16 protein-coding genes, 1 tRNA gene and 2 pseudogenes are annotated in these 22,429 nt (G+C 60.7%); 15 read left to right on the forward strand and 4 right to left on the reverse strand.

The genetic code is table 11. The annotated features are described in order from the left end of the window. Window positions 1-8 precede the first annotated feature (8 nt). Window positions 9-521, forward strand: coding sequence for a DUF2946 family protein (locus tag BSY239_RS21575; RefSeq protein WP_069048619.1), 513 nt, complete (start codon window positions 9-11; stop codon window positions 519-521). Window positions 522-528: 7 nt separating this feature from the next. Here the strand turns inward: BSY239_RS21575 and BSY239_RS21580 are convergent, their stop codons facing one another. Continuing rightward, entirely contained in the window at window positions 529-822 is a 294-nt protein-coding gene (locus BSY239_RS21580) for a hypothetical protein (protein ID WP_069048620.1), read from the reverse strand. Between the two features lie 47 nt (window positions 823-869). Here BSY239_RS21580 and BSY239_RS21585 point away from each other — a divergent pair, with 47 nt between their 5' ends. Then, the gene (locus tag BSY239_RS21585) at window positions 870-1,097 is read left to right on the forward strand and encodes a helix-turn-helix domain-containing protein (protein ID WP_257784882.1); all 228 of its coding nucleotides are present in this window, start codon (window positions 870-872) and stop codon (window positions 1,095-1,097) included. Between the two features lie 56 nt (window positions 1,098-1,153). Here BSY239_RS21585 and BSY239_RS21590 read toward each other — a convergent pair whose 3' ends face one another. After that, window positions 1,154-2,002, reverse strand: a complete 849-nt coding sequence (locus BSY239_RS21590; RefSeq protein WP_069048622.1) for a c-type cytochrome — start codon at window positions 2,000-2,002, stop codon at window positions 1,154-1,156. A 425-nt stretch (window positions 2,003-2,427) separates the two neighbouring features. Between BSY239_RS21590 and BSY239_RS21595 the strand changes: the two genes are divergently transcribed. Together BSY239_RS21595 and BSY239_RS21600 are read left to right on the forward strand one after the other, a co-directional pair. Beyond that, window positions 2,428-2,503, forward strand: a tRNA-Arg gene (locus BSY239_RS21595). A gap of 668 nt (window positions 2,504-3,171) precedes the next feature. After that, on the forward strand, window positions 3,172-6,663 hold the full coding sequence (locus BSY239_RS21600) for a DEAD/DEAH box helicase (RefSeq protein ID WP_069048623.1): 3,492 nt from the start codon (window positions 3,172-3,174) through the stop codon (window positions 6,661-6,663). Between the two features lie 203 nt (window positions 6,664-6,866). On the opposite strand, the gene BSY239_RS21605 is transcribed toward BSY239_RS21600, so the two are convergent. Next, window positions 6,867-7,883: a TauD/TfdA family dioxygenase gene (locus BSY239_RS21605; RefSeq protein WP_083240115.1), complete on the reverse strand. Its 1,017-nt coding sequence runs from the start codon at window positions 7,881-7,883 to the stop codon at window positions 6,867-6,869. 71 nt (window positions 7,884-7,954) lie between these two features. Between BSY239_RS21605 and BSY239_RS21610 the strand changes: the two genes are divergently transcribed. From BSY239_RS21610 to BSY239_RS21665, 11 genes and pseudogenes are all read left to right on the forward strand, one after another. Then, window positions 7,955-9,028, forward strand: coding sequence for a hypothetical protein (locus BSY239_RS21610; RefSeq protein ID WP_156775558.1), 1,074 nt, complete (start codon window positions 7,955-7,957; stop codon window positions 9,026-9,028). A gap of 8 nt (window positions 9,029-9,036) precedes the next feature. Continuing rightward, window positions 9,037-12,360 carry a UvrD-helicase domain-containing protein gene (locus tag BSY239_RS21615; RefSeq protein WP_069048625.1) on the forward strand — a complete coding sequence of 1,108 codons (3,324 nt, stop codon included), beginning with the start codon at window positions 9,037-9,039 and terminating at the stop codon, window positions 12,358-12,360. 26 nt (window positions 12,361-12,386) lie between these two features. After that, window positions 12,387-14,123, forward strand: a complete 1,737-nt coding sequence (xseA, locus tag BSY239_RS21620) for an exodeoxyribonuclease VII large subunit (RefSeq protein ID WP_069049148.1) — start codon at window positions 12,387-12,389, stop codon at window positions 14,121-14,123. After that, window positions 14,120-14,437 carry an exodeoxyribonuclease VII small subunit gene (gene xseB / locus BSY239_RS21625; protein WP_069048626.1) on the forward strand — a complete coding sequence of 106 codons (318 nt, stop codon included), beginning with the start codon at window positions 14,120-14,122 and terminating at the stop codon, window positions 14,435-14,437. Before xseA ends, xseB begins: the two co-directional genes overlap by 4 nt. Before the next feature lie 99 nt (window positions 14,438-14,536). After that, window positions 14,537-14,743, forward strand: coding sequence for a hypothetical protein (locus tag BSY239_RS21630; RefSeq protein WP_069048627.1), 207 nt, complete (start codon window positions 14,537-14,539; stop codon window positions 14,741-14,743). Further along, window positions 14,740-15,747 (forward strand): DUF4238 domain-containing protein, encoded by a 1,008-nt coding sequence (locus BSY239_RS21635; RefSeq protein ID WP_069048628.1) that lies wholly within the window; start codon window positions 14,740-14,742, stop codon window positions 15,745-15,747. The genes BSY239_RS21630 and BSY239_RS21635 overlap by 4 nt, the downstream gene beginning before the upstream one ends. Window positions 15,748-16,196: 449 nt before the next feature. Further along, window positions 16,197-17,083, forward strand: a pseudogene (locus BSY239_RS23110) (IS3 family transposase); the annotation flags it as partial. A 67-nt stretch (window positions 17,084-17,150) separates the two neighbouring features. Then, window positions 17,151-18,527: an IS30 family transposase gene (locus BSY239_RS21650; protein ID WP_083239850.1), complete on the forward strand. Its 1,377-nt coding sequence runs from the start codon at window positions 17,151-17,153 to the stop codon at window positions 18,525-18,527. A 4-nt stretch (window positions 18,528-18,531) separates the two neighbouring features. Next, a pseudogene (locus BSY239_RS21655) lies at window positions 18,532-18,807 on the forward strand (IS3 family transposase); the annotation flags it as partial. A 263-nt stretch (window positions 18,808-19,070) separates the two neighbouring features. After that, window positions 19,071-19,292 (forward strand): hypothetical protein, encoded by a 222-nt coding sequence (locus BSY239_RS21660; protein WP_156775559.1) that lies wholly within the window; start codon window positions 19,071-19,073, stop codon window positions 19,290-19,292. 189 nt (window positions 19,293-19,481) lie between these two features. Then, window positions 19,482-21,512 (forward strand): PAS domain-containing sensor histidine kinase, encoded by a 2,031-nt coding sequence (locus BSY239_RS21665; RefSeq protein ID WP_069048631.1) that lies wholly within the window; start codon window positions 19,482-19,484, stop codon window positions 21,510-21,512. A gap of 288 nt (window positions 21,513-21,800) precedes the next feature. On the opposite strand, the gene BSY239_RS21670 is transcribed toward BSY239_RS21665, so the two are convergent. Further along, on the reverse strand, window positions 21,801-22,280 hold the full coding sequence (locus tag BSY239_RS21670; RefSeq protein WP_069048632.1) for a hypothetical protein: 480 nt from the start codon (window positions 22,278-22,280) through the stop codon (window positions 21,801-21,803). Window positions 22,281-22,429 lie beyond the last annotated feature (149 nt).

Consider the following 22,429-nt stretch of genomic DNA (forward strand, 5'->3'; position numbering starts at 1 on the left):
GGCAACCCATGGACGACATCGTCAAAGCCGCCATGGCCAAGTGGCCCAACGTGCCCGACTGCTACGGTTGGCTGGGGCTGGACGCGCGCGGCAACTGGTACATGCGCGACGACCGCGTGCAGGCCGCTGGCGCCTTTCCGGCGAGCAAGGGTTCGCTGCTCCAGCACGAGAAGCTCATCGACTTCATCCAGCGCAACTACGCGGCCGACGAACAAGGTCGGTGGTTCTTTCAGAACGGACCGCAGCGTGTGTTCGTGGACCTGGAAGACACGCCCTGGGTCTGGCGCCTGCAGCCCGACGGCCGCGTGCTCGCGCACACCGGCACCGAGGTGCAGACGCAGGACAGCCTGCTGGACGAATCCGGCAGGCTGTACCTGGTCACCGACATGGGCGTGGGGCTGGTGCACAGCGCCGATGTGGCGCTGGCAGCCGAGTGGATCGAGGCCGGGCGCTGGACCCCGGCCCCGGTTGATCACGCCTCGCTGCCGCAGCGGTGGGGGTTTGTCCGGCAGCCTCGGTAGAGGGGCCTCACAGGTGGGCCTTCTGCTCCGGAATGGCCTTCGTCGGATCCTTGAGCAAGCGGGTCACGAACTCCGCCAGATAGAGCTCGGCCACATTACGTGTGTGCCCGACTACCGCCGGCACGGCCTGGATCATGAAATAGCTGGCGTGTGAGAAAAAGCCCACGCCGCGCTGCGCCGGAGAGTGGTTGCCATGGACATCGAGGAACTCGTAGGAGTCGTCGTCGGCGAGAAAGAAGGTGTTCTCGTCCTTGGGGTCGGGCGCGTCCTGGTCCTGGATGGTCAATTGAACCGATGCCATGTCCGACTGCGTGAGTTCCGACGCGTCCAGGCGTACATCTGTCCCGGCTGTTCCGCACCGAGCCGGTTCCCTTGTCGCGCTGGATCTGGAAGCAGCGGCTTGACGCCTGCCGACGAGATCTGGCCGACCCGCGATGGCGTGAGCAGGGCATCTCCGACATCGCTTTTTCCTGGGGCTTCAACACCGCGGCCCATTTCAGTCGCAGCTTCCGTGAAGAGTACGGCGTGTCGCCTCGTGAATGGCGACACGGCGTGCTGCCCGGCGCGCGCGCATGAAAAAAGCCGGTCATTGACCGGCCTTTTCATTCGCCCCAGACAGGGCCGCGACAGATTTACTTCACCGCGTCGAGCATGTACTGGACCGCCATCTTGATGTCGGCGTCGGACGCAGCCGAGCCGCCCTTGGGCGGCATGGCGCCCTTGCCCTTGATCACGCTGGCCGTCAGACCGTCAAGGCCCAACGCCACGCGGGGAGCCCAGGCAGCCTTGTCTGCAAACTTGGGTGCACCTGCGACGCCGGCCACATGGCAGACGGCACAAGCTTGTTTGTAGAGCGCTTCACCGGCACCAGCGGCCACCATGGCGGCGGGAGCTGGTGCAGCAGGTGCCGCTGCTGCCACCGGCGCAGCGGCCACGACGGCGGCAGGTGCTTCTGCGGCCGGGGCCGATGCCGCAGCGGCTGCTGGAGCAGCCGCCTCAGGCACGGCGAACTTGCCCCCGGCGGCGTTGGCCAGATGCACCACAGCACGACCCAGCTCTTCGTCGCGGTATGCGCCACCACCTTGAGCGCCCATGGCGCCCTTGCCTTTGAGCACGGAGGTCAGCAGCGCCTCGTAACCAGTGGCGATGCGGGGCGCCCAGGCCGCCGCGTCACCGAACTTCGGCGCACCGGCCACACCTGCAGCATGGCAGGCGACGCACTGGGCGGCGTAAACGGCCTCACCCGATGCAAGCGGCCGGTTGGCGTCGCGCAGTTCCACGGTGCCCACGCGCTGGATGCGTTGTGCGACCGCGAGCTCGGGATCGGCCGCGCCCATGGCGGGCTTGTCGCCCGAGGTCACGGTGTAAACCAGCCCGATGATGATGAAGATGGGAGCGACAAATGCAAAGAACGACGTCCACAGCAACTGCGAAGGTGTCTTGATCGGGCCGGTGTGGTGTTCGTGCTCGTGGTCGCTCATGGTGTCCTCAAGGGATGGCGGAGCAGGTCAATGCAATGACAGCTCAGCCCGTAAAGAAGGGTTCTGGAACAGCCTTCGATTATAGCCAAGGCCCTCTGACCGGGGCTGTCGAAAGCCCCTCGCTGATAGAATGAAAGCGGTTGCGGCCGCAGCTCGGTGGATAGAGTGGCGGCCTCCGAAGGCTGTCGCCATCGGAGCAAAAACGCGACAGGTAGACTCTTGGTCTCCAAACAGCATGCGGCTGTAGCTCAGTGGATAGAGTATCGGCCTCCGAAGGCTGTCGTCATCGGCGAAAAACGCAACAGGTAGACTCTTGGTCTCCAAACAGCATGCGGCTGTAGCTCAGTGGATAGAGTATCGGCCTCCGAAGGCTGTCGTCATCGGCGAAAAACGCAACAGGTAGACTCTTGGTCTCCAAACAGCATGCGGCTGTAGCTCAGTGGATAGAGTATCGGCCTCCGAAGCCGAGGGTCGTGGGTTCGATCCCCGCCAGCCGCACCAAGCCTCGTATACCGAGCAAGTGCCTGCACACATCGTGCGAAACACATCATCTTTCGCTGTAACTCAATCCCACGGATTGAGGCACACCGCACTGATGGACCAATAGTCGGGACTCGTCTGCTGAGAAAAGCCTGTGCCCGATGTGTGCCTTGCTTGTGCCGCGCCCACCCCCTCGGTGCTACTCGGTTAGTTGAAAGCGACCCTTGCCCTTGTGCCGTTCCATGGGCGAGTGAGGTACTAGTACCCTCGCTGTCGTTGACTTGCTAAATCTGTGGGGCTGATTTGCAGCGATTGCCGTCATCCGGCCAGAGCGGCCGAATTCACGCTCGCGGCCGAAAACCGGACATTGATCTGCTCGGCGCTCGGTCCGTCGAACCGCAGGGCGGAGGAGCGCTGCTGCGATAGGCGCATTCGCGCAATCGCCCCATCTGAGAAACTCGCGCCGCGCCGCGCCATTGCAAACCGGATACCGGGCATTCGCGAAAGCCGACAATGCACACCAACAAAACCCTCGGGTAGCCAGACCAGCTTCGGGTTTCAGAAAACGGCTGTCCAAAGGGGCCGTGCGTTAGTAGAACCTTGGATGGCGGCGGCTCCGCGCGGGCCGACAATGCTAAGGCGGCGTCGCACCCGCCAGATGCCGCTGTTGATACGGGAGTTAGAAAAGAATGAAACGATCAGACCTGGACATCGCCGATCCTTCGAGCACCGACATGTCCCACCTCGGCGGCACCTGCTGTTTACCGGCCACTAAAGGAACCGTCGAAGAGCAATACTTCGAGCAAGCCATGACGGCTCTGATGAGCCAAAAGTTTTGGACAGCGGCTGCCGAGTCAAGCTCATACCGGCCGATGGATGGCCTCTGGGCGCCCCAGCGTCGTGCTGTGGGAACGGCAGTCGCCTATCTTGGCGCCGTCGAGGGAACGGGCCCCACGGAGTCTGCGCTCATCAAGATGCCCACTGGAACGGGCAAGTCCGGAGTGATCGCCACCTTGGCGTGCGCGCTTCCAAAGGTCCGCAGGACGTTGATCATCACCCCACGGAGAGCACTCGTTGACCAGATGCTGAAGGACGTCCATTGGAGATTCTGGAAGCACTTTGGCCTGGTGTACGGCAATTCGGGGCTGAGCAAGATCAACCCTGGTGGCGCCGAGCCAAAGGACTCGCAGATGGCAGCCGATGGCGTCATGAGGCTGTTGCCCTCGATGACATCGGCCTTGTGCGCCTATCCTAAGGGTCAGCGGCTGATCGTAGTGGGCACGTTCAGTGCACTGGCCCAGATCCTTCGTCCTCCACGCCCAGCGCATCGGCTGACTGGTGCCTACCCGAACGAGCGCGAGGAAAGCCCGGCTGACGCACCCAGATCGGCTGAATGGAAACAGACTGATGCTGACCTGGTCCGAGCCGTGCTTGCCGACTTCGACCTTGTCATCGTTGATGAGGGGCACTATGAGCCCGCATTCGTCTGGTCACAGTGCATTCGTGCCCTGGCACGCCCCACGGTGCTGTTCAGCGCAACGCCGTACCGCAATGACTTCAAATACTTTCAGGTGCGCGGCAACTACGCGTTCAATCTTGGTTACGAAGAGGCTACGAGCCATCACCTGATCCGGCGCGTCGGATTCGCCGATGCCAAGCATCTTCCCAGGGCCGGCTGCAGTCCCTCCGATTTTGCCGCTGCACTCATCGGATTCAAAGACAAGGTCCTTGACAAGCAGCACTGGCCTACCGGGCTCGGCATCAGGCGAGTGATCGTCCGCTGTGCCAACCATGAGTCTCTGCAACGAATGCGCGACGCGCTCAGCACCTTAGGTCGCAAGGCGGTGCTGATCCATGACAAGGTGCTGCACGACGACGTAAAGAAGCTGGAGTTCCAAACGGTGAAACCGGCCTTGGACGCGGCCGAGACCGCGCCCGTTGAATATTGGCTCCACCAATGGAAGCTCCTGGAGGGCGTGGACAACAGCACCTTCGCCGCCGTCGCGATCTATGAGGCGTTCACCGCTTCACGGGCGACCATCCAGCAATTCGGCCGCATCATCCGGGTGCTTGACCGCCACGCACCCAGCAAGGAGGTTGCAACGGTCTTCGCCAGCGCAGACATCCAAGCCGACGCTCAGGCCCGCTTTGATCGATACACCCGCTATGAAAAGCACTTTGCCAACAATCCAAGACGAGCTCTCGAGCAAGAGTCGAACCTACCCGCGCTTCTTTTGGAGAACGTGGCGCCCTATCAGTATCTGGCAGGCGACTTCCGAGAGCGCGTCCCGCTGGACGACCCCTACGAAGTTCCAAAATTCGCCGATTTCGCAGTCCCGCTGAGAACGTCGATCTATCGGTACTCCGGCCGCGCCACTCTCGACGAATTGGCGAAGTTCTGTGCCGACGCCATGCAACTCGAGGACCGGTATCACGTGACGATCCTCCAGCCCGGCGCTGCAGAGGCCAATTCAGTCCGGTTGATCCACTACCTGACTTGTAAGAACTCGGAGCTCCTGATCAAACACTCGCTACCCATCTGGGGCTTGGGCGTGATGGTCATCGCCCAGATCGGCCAGCGGGTGTTCATCTTGGATACCGAAGGGATTGTGATCGAGCTGGATGCTCTCGGGTTTGAGCCAGAGTCGGTGGAGCATCTGCAGCGCCTGATCCCGGCGAACCAGACTGACGTCGCATCCAGGGTGTCACAGGCGTCCGCCATTGGCTTGGACCTCTCGGAGACTGCGGTTCGCTCCATCACGGCCCGGATGCACGATTTTGCCACCGGCTTCTTTGATCTCTCGCAGAACAGCCAGGCGCTGCATTCAGTGCGAGCATCCATGCGGCTGCAAAACACGCCTGTGACCCGCTACCTGTCAATCGACCGAGCCAGTGTTTCCGACTACAGCGCCCGCACCCAGCGGCGTTCGGTGAACGAGTACTTTTTGTGGCTCCAATTCTTGGCCGAGATCCTTGACTCGAACGATCCTGTCAGCGGCGTGTTTGACCGGTTCGCGCGTTCCGTGGCTGCACCTGCGGTCCAGGATGCAGAGCCGATGAACGTCCTTTTCGACTTCTACGATCTGTTGGACAACGCCGTCGAAACGGCAGGCTGGAATGCTGCTAAATGCGAGTCACTTCGACAAGCGGAAACCTGTGTGGACGTTGACAGCTCAGGAAAGTTCACCTTGGACGTCGCCGGCGAGACCTTGAGCGGGAGGATCATGTACACGGTCACTGGCAATGTCCGGCCCAAAGGGCGGTACGACATCGAATCGCCAGAACTCGACGCGTTCGTCAGAGACCCGAACGCGCCATCGACAGAGCCCGCGTCATTGGTACGCGCTCTTAACAGGGAGCAGGCATTTCGGGTCATACCGAGCGGGTCGGATCTCACGTATGCCAAACGGCTGTTCTACCGTACGGGATTGGACATCGCCGCCATTGCCAAAGGCCGTGAGGAAGGGTCACCTCTGGAGAGGCTGAGGCCTTCACCATGGCTTGAGCAAGTCACATCTGAAAAGGGGGGCGGCACGGCGGCGCAATGGGTGGCGAATTCGGTATTCGGCGGCATGTTCGCGGAGTTCGGTCTCTCAAAACATGGTGCGCCTTCGACGGCCAAAAAACGGCCGCTGCGTATCTTGGATCCGGAGCTCTTTCAGGAAATCCAGACGTTTGATACGCTGGTGTGTGACGACGGCGGGCAGGAGCAGGCGGATTTCATGTGCATGGGTGAATCTCCAAGGCGCGTGGTGTTCGTTCACGCCAAAGTTAACAGCAGCCAGATGAGCGTGAGCGCGATGCAGATCGTTGGACGACAAGCCATGGCATCCCTTGCATTCATGGCCCGAGGCGCACGACTTTTGGACCGAACTGCCTGGTGGCAATCGCCATGGTCGACAGACGATCACATGCAAGTTCCTCATCGCTTGCTGAAATCCGCGACACCTGACCTCGCGACCACATGGAACGAGATCAAGCGCGGAATCCAATCCGCTCAATACGCCAAGGAGATCTGGATTTTCGCTGGCCGCACTCTCAGCAAGGCAGAGCTCGTAAGGCAGCTCACTCGTCCAAGTGGCCCGACGCCTCTATCTCTGCAAATGATGTACTTCCTGGGGGCGCTTCAGACGTCGGCAGCGAGAGCGAACGTTGCCATGCGAGTCTTCTGTTCCAACTAATGTCTGGCAGCCATCAGCGTGTACCTACCGGTCGGAGCCGCCAAGGGCTACGACTGCCAACAATCGAAGCAGCCCTTCCTGTCGCCAGCGACGAACGACGGCTACCAGTCTGAAACGGGCGGAGGCCAAAGCCAGCCAGGGATCCGGGCGCCATAGGACAAGCCGCCGGCGGCTGGGTTAACTCCTGAAGTTTGCTCGGTCGGTCACGGATACAGGATGTGGGGGCTACCCGCATAGCGCTGGGCTTCGGTCAATTCCTGGGTTTTCAAGCCATACCCGCGCATCAGCCAGCGCGAGGTGCCGCCGGGATCTCCGCCAACCTCTGCCCTTCCGTGAAGTGCCGTGCGATTGCTCAGGATGAGAAGGTCCCCAGGCTGCAGCACGACGTGCGTCGCGGCACCCGCACAAGCCGCATTGAGCGCTTCGACTGCAGCTTCGCTGTCCTCGCCGAGGGTGTCGACGCTGCTGTGGCTATAGCGGATCCAAGTACCTTCACCGGTTTCGAGCAGGACTTCGACGTCCACCTCGACCAATTCTTCGCCGAGCACGCGTTTCGTGCCGGTGATGAAAGTTTTTTGCGAACGAACACTGAACTGGCGCGTCTTCAGCTCCGCCACGTGGTCAGGGGTCAGCGCGGCGACCAGGGCCGGAACCGGCATGACGATGGTCGGCACCCCATCGGGATTGCGCAGGGCCGCCAGACACACTGCGTCCGGGGAGGGGGCGATGTTGGGAAACGAGGCCGATCTGTAGCCACGCACGGGAAAGCTCACGGCGTCGGTGTGCCCGTGCATGCTCTTGCGGGACTTATCCGCGAACACGCCTTCTCCAGGCAATGTTACCAAGTTGACAAACAATTCGCCGCTGTTCTCGCTGCCATAGGAAACGGCCTCGAGCTCCAAGAGTCCGATGATCGCAAGCATGGCGGCTCGCCCCGTGATCGTGCCCGGGCAGGACGGGATCGGGAAAAAGGCCTCCGGCGTCGCATCCAGTTCTGCCGGGTCGAATACGCCCATCAGCCTGAGGAAGCCGGCTTGGTGCAGGTGGGCCCACGGGTCTCCCAGGTCCGCCGGTTCCACGCGGCCCCGCACGGCCGACGCTAGCTGTGGCGCCAGCTCGGCGGGGTTTGCCAATTCCGCACAGGCGGCATCTAACCCGCGTGCAGCCGCCCACTCAGATACGACCTCCCTGATCGCGCCGGAAACCATCAGTAACTCCATGCCCAGGCGTTGATATATTGTTGATACGCGGCTATAGTAGCTCTAACTGGCACAAAGTCAATGGAGTGGTGATGGCAAATCGATTGTTGGACGACGAGGCGGCGTCGAAGGGCGTTGCGTATCTCGATGAGTGGGTGAGGCTGCTGTCGGCCATAACTGCCCGGCCCACATTCGAGTTTGACGAAAGCCGCCGCTTTGCCAAGTGCGCGGTCGTCATCCCGTCTCGGGGTCGGGTCGAAGGCGAGGGCGAATCAATTGAGGCAGCGACCGCGAGTCTGGCGCAAAAACTTCAGCACGTGATTTCGAGCGCAAGCACAAGCGGCCACTGGCCTGACGAATGGCACCAACTTGCAAACTCCGTGCGGGTTTTGCGGAACCAACTGGTTCACGCGGATACCCCTCAAACTCTGAAGGAGACGACGGAGCGGATGACGACCAAGGAGCGCCAGGAGACGATCGGCGTTTCATGCAAACGCTCATTGCAGACATTCATTGCAGGCTGTGCGGCGCACAAAGGAGAGAGTGCTGCGCAGGTGGCAAGAATGCTTCTACGCGATGGATTCGAGGAGTTTGAGGAGCGTACTCTGAATCACAGTGCGAGCCGTGTCTTTGCTGCCTTCCAGAAGGACTACGACCAGCTTGTTGGATCAGAAACGACTCAATGGATGGTGCGAACCAGTCCCAGTCTCTTCGTTCGAATTCGGCTCACCGCTAAAGAACATGGAAAGTCTGCCTCGCAACTAAGCGCCATGTGCATGGCCCACGCTTTGGTGAGGCAGCAAGTGACAGAGCTGGAACTTGAGAAGGCGCAGGCGCAAGTGATGGCGATTCAGGGACCAGCAGTGAGAAAGTTGTCTGCCGAAATCGGACTCGGAAAGAACAGCGCACTGCTCAGCGGAGTATTGGCTGGGCGGACTGCGGCTCCGAGCAAAGTATTGCAGGCGTTATCCGACCGGCTCCATGTCGCCGCTCTTGCGCTCGCAGAGTCTTTTAGGCGTTCATTTGCGCACAGCACTGTGCCGGCCTTCAAGGCCGTGGAAGGAAAGCCAGTGGTGAATCCCGAGCCGCTTAGTTGGGCGGCGGCGGTGACCTCGCTGAAACTCAGTTCGTCTGAAACAGAAGCGCTTCTCGAATTGGCCGACTGAAAGAAGCAATGAATGCGTTCGAACGTGCGATGTCGGAGGCAGCGCACTTGCGCGCGCGTCTGCTGGGATCGTCCGTCCCTGCCAAAGCGACAGCTTCCTCCCTCGTTGGGGTGGTCGAGGAAAAGCTCAATCTGCTGATTGAACGCGTACCCGCGTCTTATAGCGAATTGGGTGGCGGAAGCGCAGTACTGAAGCGCAATGAGCGGGCCATCTATGTCGTAGACGATGTCGACGACGCGACATTCTCCTACCTGGTTGCACACGAACTCGGCCACTGGGTTCTTGACGCCGATCTGCAACCACTGACTGTGGCCTATTTGAAAGAGCTCACCGGAAGCGGAACATCTCCCGCTGCGATCCAGGTTGAAGCCTATGGCGCGCGTGAGCGGCAAGAACTCCAAGCCAACGTTTTTGCCCGAGAGTTGCTGTTGCCGCGGGAAGTGGCCAGGCAGCTGTTTCTAGCGGGTATGGGGCTCACTGAGGCGGCTCGAGAGCTTGGCATCCCCAAGGATATTGCTCGCCTTCAGTTTCTGGACGCGGTGCTGCTTCCACCCGCCGCTCCCGTTCGGCCAAGCGTGCTCCACGCGCCGAGCCCAGACCAAGCTGCCGCAGCGAAGGCATCAGAGCGTTTCGCCAATGTGGTGGCAGGTCCAGGGACGGGAAAGACGTCGACCCTGGTCCACCGGGTGCGGTATCTCGTTGAAGAGCAAGGCGTTCATCCCAGAAACATACTCGTACTGACGTTCACGAACAAGGCCGCTTTTGAGTTGATCGAGCGGCTGCGCGCCGCCGACATCCAAGGGGCATCGGAAATCTGGGCTGGAACCTTCCACGGCTTCGGGCTTGAGTTTCTGCGGAAATACCACCAGAGATTCGACCTACCACAGGATGTGTTCGTAGCGGACCGACTGAGCGTCATGTCGTTGCTAGTTCGTGCCCTCCCTCAAGCCGACCTCAAGCACTTCTCCCGACTGGAAGATCCGTATGACTGGCTGCAGCCAGTCATTACCGGGATCAAGCGTCTCAAGGAAGAACTGGTGACCCCGGAGATGTACAGCCAGCGGCTGCCGTCACTCGCGGCAGCGGAGCCGGAGGTCCTTGCCAAGCGCGAGGATGTGGCGAAGCTCTTCGCACTTCATGAAGCCGAGCTGCGACGCACGGGGATGGTGGACTTCGTCGATCTGGTCGCTCTACCTGCCACGGCGCTTCAAAAGGACCGTCAGCCCTTCGCCGAGCTGGTGGATGGCTTCCACCATGTTCTCGTGGACGAATACCAGGATGTGACCCAAGCGATGGTCGAGTTGGTTCGCCAGCTCGCCTTCAAGGCCAAGACCGTTTGGGTTGTAGGTGACGTCAGGCAGGCAATCCATCATTGGCGCGGCGCATCCGTCAAGAGCCTGCTCCGATTTGAGAATACTTTCGTCAAATCGGCGACCGACGGCCGAACGGGGAAGTACTCTCTTGACGTGAATCGGAGGAGCTCCACGGAGATCGTCGAGCTCGTGCAACAAGTTGGACGGGCACACGTTCTCCAGGACAGTCTTCCCTTGGGCCCGTATGTGTCGTCCAAGGGCGAGAGCGGCGTAATACCGACGCTGATCACCTGTGGCATCAAGACCGACGTGCCTGCGGCCGTGGTGGATGGCGTCAGGGCATGCCTCGATGCCGGTGTGCCGCTGGGTTCCCAGGCCGTATTGGCGAGGAAGGGTGCTGATGTCGAGAGGTTGGCTCGCGCCCTGGGTGAGGCAGCCATCCCCGTTCTGTACATCGGCGAGCTTTCGCAACGTGCCGAGATCAAGAAGCTCTTGTGCCTCATGCAGATTCTCGCGGAACGTCAGCCTTGGGGTTTGATCGGCCTGTCCGGTGACCCGAGCTACGGCATGGACCTTGCCGACATCCGCACGCTGCTCACCGCGGGCAGCGAAGAGATGCGATGGCAGCGCGGACGATGGCTTCGCGACGTCCCGCCGGGCCTGTCTCCTAGAGGCGTTGAGGTTGTGAGCATCCTCAATCGGTTGCTCACCGGCGTCACACGCTCGACCAAACCGTGGGATTTTGTCTGTGACATGCTCCTGGAGAGGAGGCTTTTCCCGATCGACCTAACGGATCGCAGCATCGCGGGGCAAGTCAGCCGGCTTGCACTCTGGCAGTTTGCCTACTCAGTGCGCAACGGCGATGGCGACGTGCGCGAAGCACGTCTTTCTCGCTATCTCATGCGGCAGCGACTGCGCCAGCGTATTGGGGACACCTATGTGGATCGGGAGCTGCCGCCCGAAGCGCTGGCAATGGACGCGGTTCGACTGCAAACCGTCCACGGTAGCAAAGGCCTGGAGTACGACGCGGTACACGTGGGATATGTGGAGGACGGCAGCTATGGCTCTGCGGCTCCTACGTGGGTTTCGCCGGACTCAATCCTGGACATTGTTCCCCCTGAGGTGCTGGGCAGCAGCGCCGCCGAATACGAGTTCGAAACAGCGGTCGAGCGAAATAACCTGCTGTACGTTGCCACTTCGCGGGCTCGAACCTACCTGCGCCTGTACGACGATGAGGAGTTCGGTGGCAATGACCGGGCCGAGCAGTTGGAACACTTTCCTAGGACGTACGCGGAGGAAAGCTTCGGCGGGGCTGCGTCGGGGGCGGTTGTTGAGTTGCCGGTCCTCAAGGGCGTCCCGCCCCCGCCCGTTGACTACTCGGCATTCGAAACGTATGTGCGCTGTGGGCTCCAGTACCACTACCGATATCGCCTGGAGCTGCGCATCGATCTGGATCTGGAGGTTGGTGTGCGGGCACGGATTGCGGTAATGCACGCCCTTCGAGGTATCGCGAACGGTGAGGGAACGCCCAAAGACGTTTTTCTCGCCGCATGGGCCAAGTACAAGTTGCCCAGCAGCGGAGAAGATCCGACGTTGTGGCGTGACGCCGTTGGCGCAGTTCGACAAGGGTTGCAAGTCATAAATGCGATTGGCGGCGAATTCTGCGAGCCGACGACTGTGATTGTGGGGCTGCAAGTGAATATGCCTTGGGGCCTAAGAACGAACGAGCGGTATGGAAGCACTCTTCACCTCATCCGCTTCTCATCCCGGGGCGCAAGTGACACGGCGACGTTGATGCGTCCCATGGTGAACGAGCTGGACGGACAAAAAATTAATGGAATCGTGTTGCACAACATCCGCTCGGACCAAACCATGCCGGTTGCGCCGAGCAAGGCGCTGAAGAAGACCAAGTCGGCTAAGGCTGCACTTCGTTTGCTTGATCAGGACTTCTCGCCCGTTGTCGGGCGGCACTGCGGGCGTTGCGCGTTCATGACGTCGTGTCCCTCTCAGCCCAGGTAAAAGAGCAACTCGAATCGGACTGGATCATGGCTCGCCAATACCTTGACGTACCCTACCGGGAAAAGGACGCTGCCAAGGCGCTTGGCGCGCGTTTCGACGGGGGCGTCAAGCGCTGGTACGTGGAGGACGGCGTTGAGCTTGCCGCCTTCCACGTATGGTTGCCGGCCGAACTTGCGTTGGCACCCTCGCCCGGCAGCGTCTCAGACATCGCTTCTTCGAACTCGGACACGACGACTGTTCGGCGCGGCGTACCCCTTTCGCGACTCCTGAGCAGTGTCTCTGCGGCCGTTGCCGAAGCATTTTCAAACGGTGTGTGGACCATGGTCGAGGTCAACGAAGCCACCCTGCGCGGGGGCCATGTGTACCTGGAACTGTCTGAACGCGATGGTGCCGGACAGCCAGTTGCGAAGGCCAAAGGCATGATTTGGGCGAACACTGTGGCGCGAATCCTCCCAGAGTTTGAGAAGGCTACTGGGGCCGTCATCGGCGCTGGGATCAAGCTGCTGGTGCGAGCAAGGCCGGTTTTCAAGCCGCAATACGGTTTCAGCCTGGAGATCGATGCGATCGATCCGGAGTACACACTTGGCGACCTTGAAGCCAAGAAGCGTGAAATACGGACTCGACTGCAGCAGGAAGGGCTCTTCGAATGCAATCGAAAGCTCACCGCGCCAACCGATTTTCAACTTGTACTGGTCGTATCGCCACCAGAGGCTGCAGGTTTGGGTGACTTTAAGAAAGAGGCAGATCGATTGGGGCGGCATGGGATCTGCCGCTTTGTCTACGCTCACAGCCGGTTTCAGGGGGAGGGTGCTGCTCGCGAGATTGTGGGCGCCGCGTTGGCTGCGCTTCGCGATATGAGCAGCACAGGACACCCCGATGCCATCGTACTGATTCGTGGTGGCGGCGCGGCCAACGACCTGGCATGGCTGAACGACTACCACTTGGCTCGTTTCATCTGCGAGCAGTCCATTCCGGTGCTGACGGGCATCGGCCATGAAAGGGACAGCACGCTGCCCGACGAGGTGGCGAACACGCGCTTCGATACACCCAGCAAGGTGATCGCCGGTATCGAGCAGCAAATCGTGCGACGAATCCGTGAAGCCCAGCGGGCATGGGAATCGATCCTTGCCACGGCAACACAGGATTGCCGCAACGCCAGACTGGACGTGGAACGCTCAGATGCCCAAGTCCGGGCCGATGCGACAGCTCATGTCGCACGTGCCCGGCACGACAGCGTGGCGGCTCTGAACGAGATCGCCATAAACGCGGTTCGCCAGGTGCATGACGGATCGAATCAGGTGGCGGCGATGCTGAACGAGGTTCGTGCGGGTGCCAGCATGGACATCGCCATGGCGCGGCAAGCCGTTCCCGCGCTGATGACAGCAATTCGCATCGATGCACTGTCCACATTGGCCGAGGCTAGGTCGGTCACAAGCGTCGGATACAACACTGTGGTTGACCGGACGGCGGCTCTCACGCGATCTGCCGGACTTGCGGTGCAGTCGCAGCTGCAGCGCGTTGCGGAGCGTGCTGTGGGTGCTATCAAGCAGGCGCGTAGCAGCGCACAAGCGTTGGTGCGTGAGGTAGCTGGCCAAGGCCCCGAAAAAACGCTTGGCCGCGGGTTCGCGATCGTCAGAAATGGGGACGGCAGGCCGGTGACATCGAAGGAGGTCGCACAGGCGTCTTCCAGACTCAGCATCCAGTTTCGGGACGGGACGGCCGATGTCGTTCCAGCGCCCAAACAACAAAGGAGCACCAGATGACAGAAAAGACTTTTAGAAAAGCGTTTGGCGTCCTGCAGCAGCATGCCGAGACGCTGCGTGACCAAGCCGAGCCAAATATTGATGATCTTCTGACTATCGTCCAGGAATCAGTGGAAGCGTACGGTGTTTGCAAAGAGCGCATCGACGCAGTGGAGACTGCTTTGAAGGCGGCTTTGGACGGGGCGGGCGTGGGCGCCTCCGCCACAGTTGCGCAACCCGCAATTGAGCGTGAATCTGCCAGAGCTGCCGGACAGCCTTCCAAGCCGGCGGCACCGACATCTTTCGACGATATGGATGACGACATTCCGTTCTGACAGGAAGAGCTTCTTGTCGCTAAGCGTATCTGAGCATCGTGAGGCTTGCGCGCCTCGATCTTCAATCCCGCGGGCTGAACGAGAACACATGAAAAGCCTATGAACTACAACAGTCTCGTCGTATCGGATGACCGTATCGATCGCCTTCACGGTCAGCTGTCTTGCATTCCTGCGCTACCAACTGGGGTCCGTCCATCGACGCCGCAGGAGCTTGAGTCGATGCTGGAAGCAGACCTGACGGAATACGAGCGGCGAACGATCACGATCCACATGATCGACTGTTCCGCTCGCCAGGGGAAGACATGAGCGACCCCCTACAGCACTACGTCCCGAAGTTCATGTTGCGCCGATTCTGCTCCGGCAAGAATGAGTTGGTCTACGCCTACGACAAGCTTAGCGACAAGGTCTTTGCGTTTTCGACGTCGAAGAAGTCCAAGGTGGGCGTAGCCGCCGAACGGGCCATCTACGACTTTGAATTCCAGGGAGTGCCGATGACTTTGGAGCCTTCGCTGAGCAGCCTCGAGACCAAGGCGGCCGAAGTGACCGCCAAAATCATCCAGAGCCTGCGGATCGACCCCGAATGGCATTTGGACAAGGCCACCTTGGCCGGCTTTCTTGCCGTGCAGCTTGTGCGAACAAAGGCCGCCATGGCGACGCTTGACGACCTGTCCGCGCGCATGGAGGGCTACTTCCGGTCCGAGGGGGCGCCAGAGGAATTTTTTGAGCTGGAGCCGGAAGTTGGGGACAAGGCGAACGCCAGAAAGACGCACTACACCCGGATGATCACCAATGCGCCAAATGATTTGGCGCCCTTGCTGGCGGACAAGGTCTGGCACTTGTTGCAGACCGATGAGAGCGATCCATTTCTTATGGGGGATCACCCTTTCTCCCGATACAACGAGCCAGGCGAAGGCGTGCGCGGAACCTTGGGACTGCGATCCAAGGGGGTGCAGATTTACTTCCCGCTGACTCCCACGTTGGCACTGTGCCTCATGTGCAAAACGCATCTGGACACGATGATCGATGGGATCGAGCGCATCGACAGGCTATTGGCGGCTAGGATCGGCAATGCGGCAGAACTGCGGGCGCTGCGCTCGGAGACCATGCCGCTAGTCGAAGCCATGTTAACGGGGGGCGTGGTGAAGTGCCGACCCGAAAGCGTCGAGCACTTCAACTCATTGCAGATACTAGAGGCAGAACGCTATGTGTTCTCCTGCAAGAGCGACTTCCAGATGGCGAAGGAAATGATCGCGGCGGACGAAGCCACGCGTCACGGTCCCAGGATGGTCGAAAGGTCGGGTGCTTTTTAGTGAGCGAGAGCGGGGACGCCGCCGGCGATGTCCGGCGCGAATGACCGAGCGATGTTTAGCAGTTATGGCATCGCTCCGTGCAGCCCTGAAGGTGCCGTCCCCAGTTACCGCTTCGACTGAGAAAGCTAGTTTGGAATCCCCCGAACCGCTGGCCCACCCTCCACAAGAGTGATCTGCTGTTTTCGTAGCACTTCAATCTGTTCACGAAGTGCCCTACGTTGTTCGTCTGAAAGTTCGCGGGAAATGCTAACGAGCGTTGTCGCTTGAACAGTTGACCGTGGTTCTATTGAGAGCAATGCCGCCGCACGAACTGCGGGCTCTTGCTCGCCGTTTCCCGCCAGGTATAGTTTCACCGCGTCATCCTTGGCGCTAATGTCGCCGAGCAGGGCGGTGGGCTTCCCCCAGTTTCCCGGACACATCCAATGACATGATGTGTTCAGGAGATAGGCATGACAAGAACCCGAAGGAGCTTCACGGACGAGTTCAAACGTGAAGCAGTGAAGCTGTGCAAGCAGCCAGGCGCCACCGTGACGCACATTGCACGGGACCTGGGTATTCAGACCAGCGTGCTCAGACGTTGGGTCACCCAGGAGCGTGGCGGGGTGTTGGACCTCAGGCCGAACCGGCCGCTTCGCAGTGAGGCCGCCACCGAGGTGGAGCGGTTGCAACGCGAACTGCGACGTGTGACCACGGAGCGCGACATCCTAAAAAAAGCGCTCGGCTACTTTGCAAAGGACCCGCAGTGAAGTACGGCTTCATCGCGCGGCATCGTAGTGTCTGGCCCACCCGCACCATGTGCCGGGTAATGGCGGTCTCCCACAGCGGCTTCTACGAATGGATGGGCAGAGCGCCGAGCCAGCGCAGCCAGGACGACGCCAGGCTCACCCGCCTCATCCGAGAGAGCTTCGAGCTCAGCGACCGCACCTACGGCAGTCCACGCGTCTGGCACGACCTTCGAGCGCTGGGCGAGAGTTGCGGGATGAACCGGGTCATCCGGCTGATGCACCTGGCCAAGCTGCAGGCCCGTCACAAGCGACGCAGGCTACCTGGCGATACGGGCAGCAGGCTTGAGAACCACATCGCGCCCAACCATCTGCAGCGCGACTTCGAGGCCAATGGTCCGAACCAGAAGTGGGTGGCTGACTTCACCTACATCTGGACGGCCGAGGGCTGGCTGTATGCGGCGGCGGTGATGGACCTGTACTCACGTCGCATCGTGGGGTGGTCGATGAGCGACACCATGCAGGCCAAGATGGTGAGCGATGCTTTGTTGATGGCCCTTTGGCGGCGCGGCAAACCCAGCTCGCTGATGCATCACTCGGACCAGGGCAGTCAGGGCGGATTCAACTGGTCGTCGCAACACCTTCAACCAGGAGGTGTGTATGGGGCGACCCGCAGGATGGATGAAGCAATTGACAGGGAGAGACGCGATGCGCTCCCCGGGGGCTCCTGCACTTCGGCGAGAGGTCGAGCGCCAGTTCTGGGTACAGATTGCAACCGGAATCACCAGTGAGAGGGCAGCCGAGGCGGTAGGCGTATCGCAGGCGGTGGGCTCGCGCTGGTTCCGGCATCGTGGCGGCATGCCATTGTTCATGTCGAAACCTGTATCTGGAAGATATCTGTCGTTCGCGGAGCGAGAAGAGATTGGACTTCTGCGAGCTCAAGATGTCAGCGTGCGGGAGATCGCTCGTCGTATTGGTCGAAGCCCCTCAACTGTTTCGCGGGAGTTGACGCGCAACGCTGCGACCCGCAGTGGCAAGCTCGAGTACCGGGCCTCAGTAGCGCAGTGGAAGTCGGATCTGGTCGCCAGAAGGCCCAAGCCTGCCAAGCTTGTGACGAATCAGCGTTTGCGCGTCTATGTCCAAGACCGTCTGGATGGCAAGATCCGCGATGCCCAAGGACGGGAGGTGGCTGGACCTCGACAGGCTCCTTTCATCGGCCGCAACAAGCCTCATCGTGGTGACCGCAAATGGGTCAATGGCTGGTCGCCAGAGCAGATTGCAAACCGCCTGCAGGTCGACTTCCCGGATGATCCGTCCATGCGCATCTCTCACGAAGCCATCTACCAAGCGCTCTATATCCAGGGCAGAGGCGCCCTCAAGCGTGAGCTTGTGAGCTACCTGCGTACGGGGCGTGCTTTGCGCACACCCCGGGCCAGGTCCCAAGCCAAGGCATGGGCACATGTCAGTGAAGAGGTGATGATCTCCAGCCGCCCTGCTGAGATAGAAGATCGTGCGGTACCCGGTCACTGGGAAGGGGACCTGATCATCGGCCTGGACAGGTCGGCCATTGGCACGCTGGTGGAACGGTCAAGCCGTTTCACCATGCTCGTGCACCTGCCGCGCGAGGAAGGCTATGGACTGATTCCTCGAACAAAGAATGGTCCTGCGCTGGCAGGTTACGGAGCCATAACCATGGCCAACGCCCTCAAGAGAACAGTGACCAAGCTGCCTACCCAGCTATGGCAGTCATTGACTTGGGATCGTGGCAAGGAGCTATCCGACCATGCACGGTTCACCATCGAGTCCGGGGTGAAGGTCTTCTTTGCCGATCCTCGCAGTCCATGGCAGCGCGGTACGAACGAAAACACAAACGGGCTGCTGCGCCAATACTTCCCCAAAGGCACCGACCTGTCTCGCTGGAGCGAGCAAGAGATTCAAGCCGTGGCACTGACCTTGAACAACAGGCCACGCAAGACGTTGGGTTGGAAGACTCCGGCGGAAGCGCTCAATGACTACCTAAAATCGGCTGACCAACCCGGTGTTGCGACGACCGGTTGAATCCGCCCAGTACACCAGCGACGACTTCCAGCAGTTGCTCAAGGCACAGGGCATCACCTGCAGCATGAGCCGTCGTGGTGAATGCTGGGACAACGCTGCGATGGAGAGCTTCTTCTCATCCATGAAGACCGAGAGGCTCAGCCGCAAGGTCTACCGGACGAGGGAAGAAGCCAGGTCCGAAGTGTTCGACTACATCGAGCGCTTCTACAACCCGGTGCGCAAACACTCAAAGCTAGACTTCCTCAGCCCAGTCGACTTTGAGCAAGGCTTAATGGGCTAAGCAAACCGTCCGGGAAACTGGGGGAAGCCCAGCTTCTACCTTTCAGGTTGAACACCCACAGACGTTGCGAGGGGATTTTGCGAAACCCTCTATGCTGCGCCTAGTATCTTTGTGCGCGTTCGAGCATTCAATCGTGATTGATCGAGCCGTTGAATGGATTCAAGCGACAGCCCTGTCGTGTCGATAGGAGCAATGAGCACCATTGCAAACACGGAATCAAATTGCCAATACACCCGCCGAGGATTTCGATCAAGAGTCTTCTCTTGCCTTTGGTGGTGCTGGCCATCGGTGGTGCAACGACCTACTTTCTGGTCATGGCTCAGGCAGTGCGAAACCAAGAACTTGTCGAACGCCAGTTCAATGCGCAGGTCGAGCAGACTGTTGAAGAGGTCAGCCGCCGCATCATTGGTTACGAATACGGCCTTCGAGGGGCTCGCGGTGCAATCACGGCGGTGGGTCAAAAGGCGCTGAGCCGCGAACACTGACGTCTCCCCCATATCCGGTCACTTCTAAACTGGAGTTGGGCGGATCATAGCCCCGAAGACGAGCACCTGCTCAATCGGTGAGGAACCTTGCGCGATCAAGCTACTCACGTGAAGATACCCCTGCACACATTGCGGGCGCGATCAGACCGCAAACATCGAACAGCGGAATTCAAGGGAGCTGCCACCGTCATGAGCGAACCTGACTTACCCCGACGCCCGACGCTGCACACTGCGCCGAGCGAGACTGAGCCTTCCTCGCTGCGCTCCTACGAAAGTGCGTCGTGTGGCCTGCTCAACCTCAATGAACTGCTCGATATTGTCGGTATCAACCAGACCCTGCTGGGCTGGCTGGGTTGGGAGCGCGGCGAATTCGATCGCTTGGAAAGTAGCAACTGCCCAAGTTTTGATGCGCTGGCCGGCATCCTGGATCACAGCTCGCGCGACGCGTTGATCGACCATGTGCGCGCCACGCGCGGTGCCACTGAGACGCGCGTGCTGCAGTTGCGCCTGTTCGGCAGAGGCGGCAAGTTCTTCACCGCCGAATTCCGCTCGCTGCCTGAGACGGATGCGCAAGGCCACTGGCTGCACACCCAGACGACGGTGATCGACGTGACCGAGCGCGCCGAGATCGAGCACCATCTGCTGGCCCGACTTGACCTGCTGCAGACCATCACCGACCGTACGCCGTCGCGCCTGGCCTATTACGACAAAGATCTGGTGTGCTGCTTCTCCAACGCGGCGCACGCGCGCGGCCACGGCCGCCTGCCTGATGACATGGTGGGTACCCACATCAGCGACGTGATGGCGGGCGACATGCTGCGCGAGATCCTGCCCAAGGTGGCCAAGGTGCTCAGCGGCGAGAAGCTGTGCTTCGAGGCTGAGCGCGCGCTGCCCGATGGCAGTGGCGGCTTCTTCGAGATCCACTACCTGCCTGACCTGCAGGACGATCGCGTCGAGGGCTTCTTCATCGAACAGATCGACATTACCGACCGCCGCCGCACCGAAGACCTTGTCTCTCACGCCAACTTCGAACTCGAGGATCGCGTGGCGCAGCGAACCGCCGAGCTGCAGGCCAGCGAGCAGCGCTTTCGCCTCATGTCCGACGCGATCCAGGAATACGGCATCGCCTTCCTGGACTTGGACGGCTCGTTCAACGAATGGACTGACAGCGCGCAGCGCCTGTTTCAGCGCTCGCGCAGCCGCAGCATCGGACTGCCTCTCACGACGGTGTTGCCGGGCGAAAGCGTTCTGGACCTAGCACAACTGCTGGAGCGCTGCTCGACCCATGGCCATGTGGAAGAAACAGGCTGGGCCCAGCGCGGCGACGGCGGCCGCTTCTGGGCGCGCTTCACCTTGACCGCGCTGCGCAATGCGCGCGACGAGTTGCAGGGCTATTCGTGCGTGGTGAGCGACCTGACCGAGGCCAAGCGCCTGAACGACCTGCTCAATCAATCCAACCGCGGACTGAAGGCGCAGGTGGACGAGCAGAGCAGCCAGTTGGTCAGCGTCAACAAGGAGCTCGAGGTGTTCTCGTACAGCATTGCTCACGACATCCGTGCGCCGTTGCGCCACATCAGTCAGTTCGTGGGTCTGAGCCAGGAGGTCCTGGATCCGCAGAAGGACGCCCAGGTGCTCCAGTTCCAGGCGTCGATCGTGGCGGCCAGCCAGCGCATGAGCCAGATGATCGAAGGGTTGCTGGAGTACACGCGGTTGGGTCGTGCGCCATTGGATATCGGCCCGGTGCCCCTGACCCCGCTGGTGCAAGGCGTGGTGAGCCACCTGCGATCCGAGCAACCCGGCCAACGCATCGAATGGGTGCTCGATCCGAACCTGCCCATCATCGAGGCCGATCCGATCCTGCTGGGCGAGGTGCTGAGCAAGCTGTTGGATAACGCGGTCAAGTTCACCCGCCGCAGTGCCGAGCCACGCATCGAGGTGGGCGCGCAGAGCGGGCCCCACGGGCACGCCACCGTGTACGTGCGTGATAACGGTGTTGGTTTTGATCGGGACCGCGCGCGCAACCTGTTCGTCATGTTCCAGCGCCAGCACCATTCGATGGACTACGAAGGTGTGGGCACCGGGCTGGCGCTGGTGCACCGCATCATCGAGCGCCACGGTGGCCGCATCTGGTGCGATACAGCGCCCAGCCAGGGCTGCACCTTCTACCTGGAGCTACCCACGCCCGAGCAGGCCGACTTCCAAACCGACGTCCCGGTTTAAATAAGGGACGCACTGTGAAGCCGGCATCCTCGCTGGGCGCCCAACTTGGCTGACGCAGAGCCGCCGTGGCGCTCGCGATGGTGTTCACATCGGCCAGCCCCGTGATCTGGCGCCTCGAGATCCTGATTTATTGACTGGGTGAGGCATTGTTTTCCAGTCTCCCGGACTTGGTGCACCTTCCTCCAGTTCAGTACGCTGGCATTGCTTTTCCACAAAGATCGGCGATGAGCCGCGCTGCGACCTTGCACCACCACTTGAAGATCCCTAACTCGCGCACCGGTGTCCGGTTCAAAGTGCAGTGATGTCTGTCTGCACTGGCCAAAGCAAGGCACCAAATGCGGATCTTTGTGTTGCCGCATCGAACTCGTGATTCAACACCAGCGCGTAGCGGCCCGGACGCGACGCACATAAGCGGTAACCATCGCGCACCGCCTCTTGTGTGATGTCACGGACTTGCGGCGTGCGCAGGCGCCAGGCTTGCACTTCAGGCACGCTCACGCGCAAGGTGACGCAGAACCCGCGCTTCATATTGGACGCCACTACCAGCCGCTGCTGGGCACTCCAGTTGCCAGTGGACTCTGCGACCAGCGATACGGGGTACCTGTTTTCCAACACGCGCAGGACGCTCGGGATGACGATACGAAATTCCTGACCTGCACTGGCGCTTCCCGCGCCAACCAGCACGCTTTCGCCGATGCTGGTCGCGGGAAGCAGCAGCAAGGCACAGGCAGCCAGTGCGGATACGAGGGAATGTTTTGCGAGGTGCATGACTCACTCTTGGTCCTGGTTCAGAAGATACGCCCCCTACGGGGTGAAGGCATCATCGGTGTCCTTCCACAAAAGGTATTCACTGCGCTCGACCGCAAGGCTATTCATCCAGCGACGGGCGAACCCGTGGTGCTGAGCCATTCACGGCA

The sequence above is a fragment of the Hydrogenophaga sp. RAC07 genome, from assembly GCF_001713375.1.
Lineage (GTDB): Bacteria > Pseudomonadota > Gammaproteobacteria > Burkholderiales > Burkholderiaceae_C > Hydrogenophaga.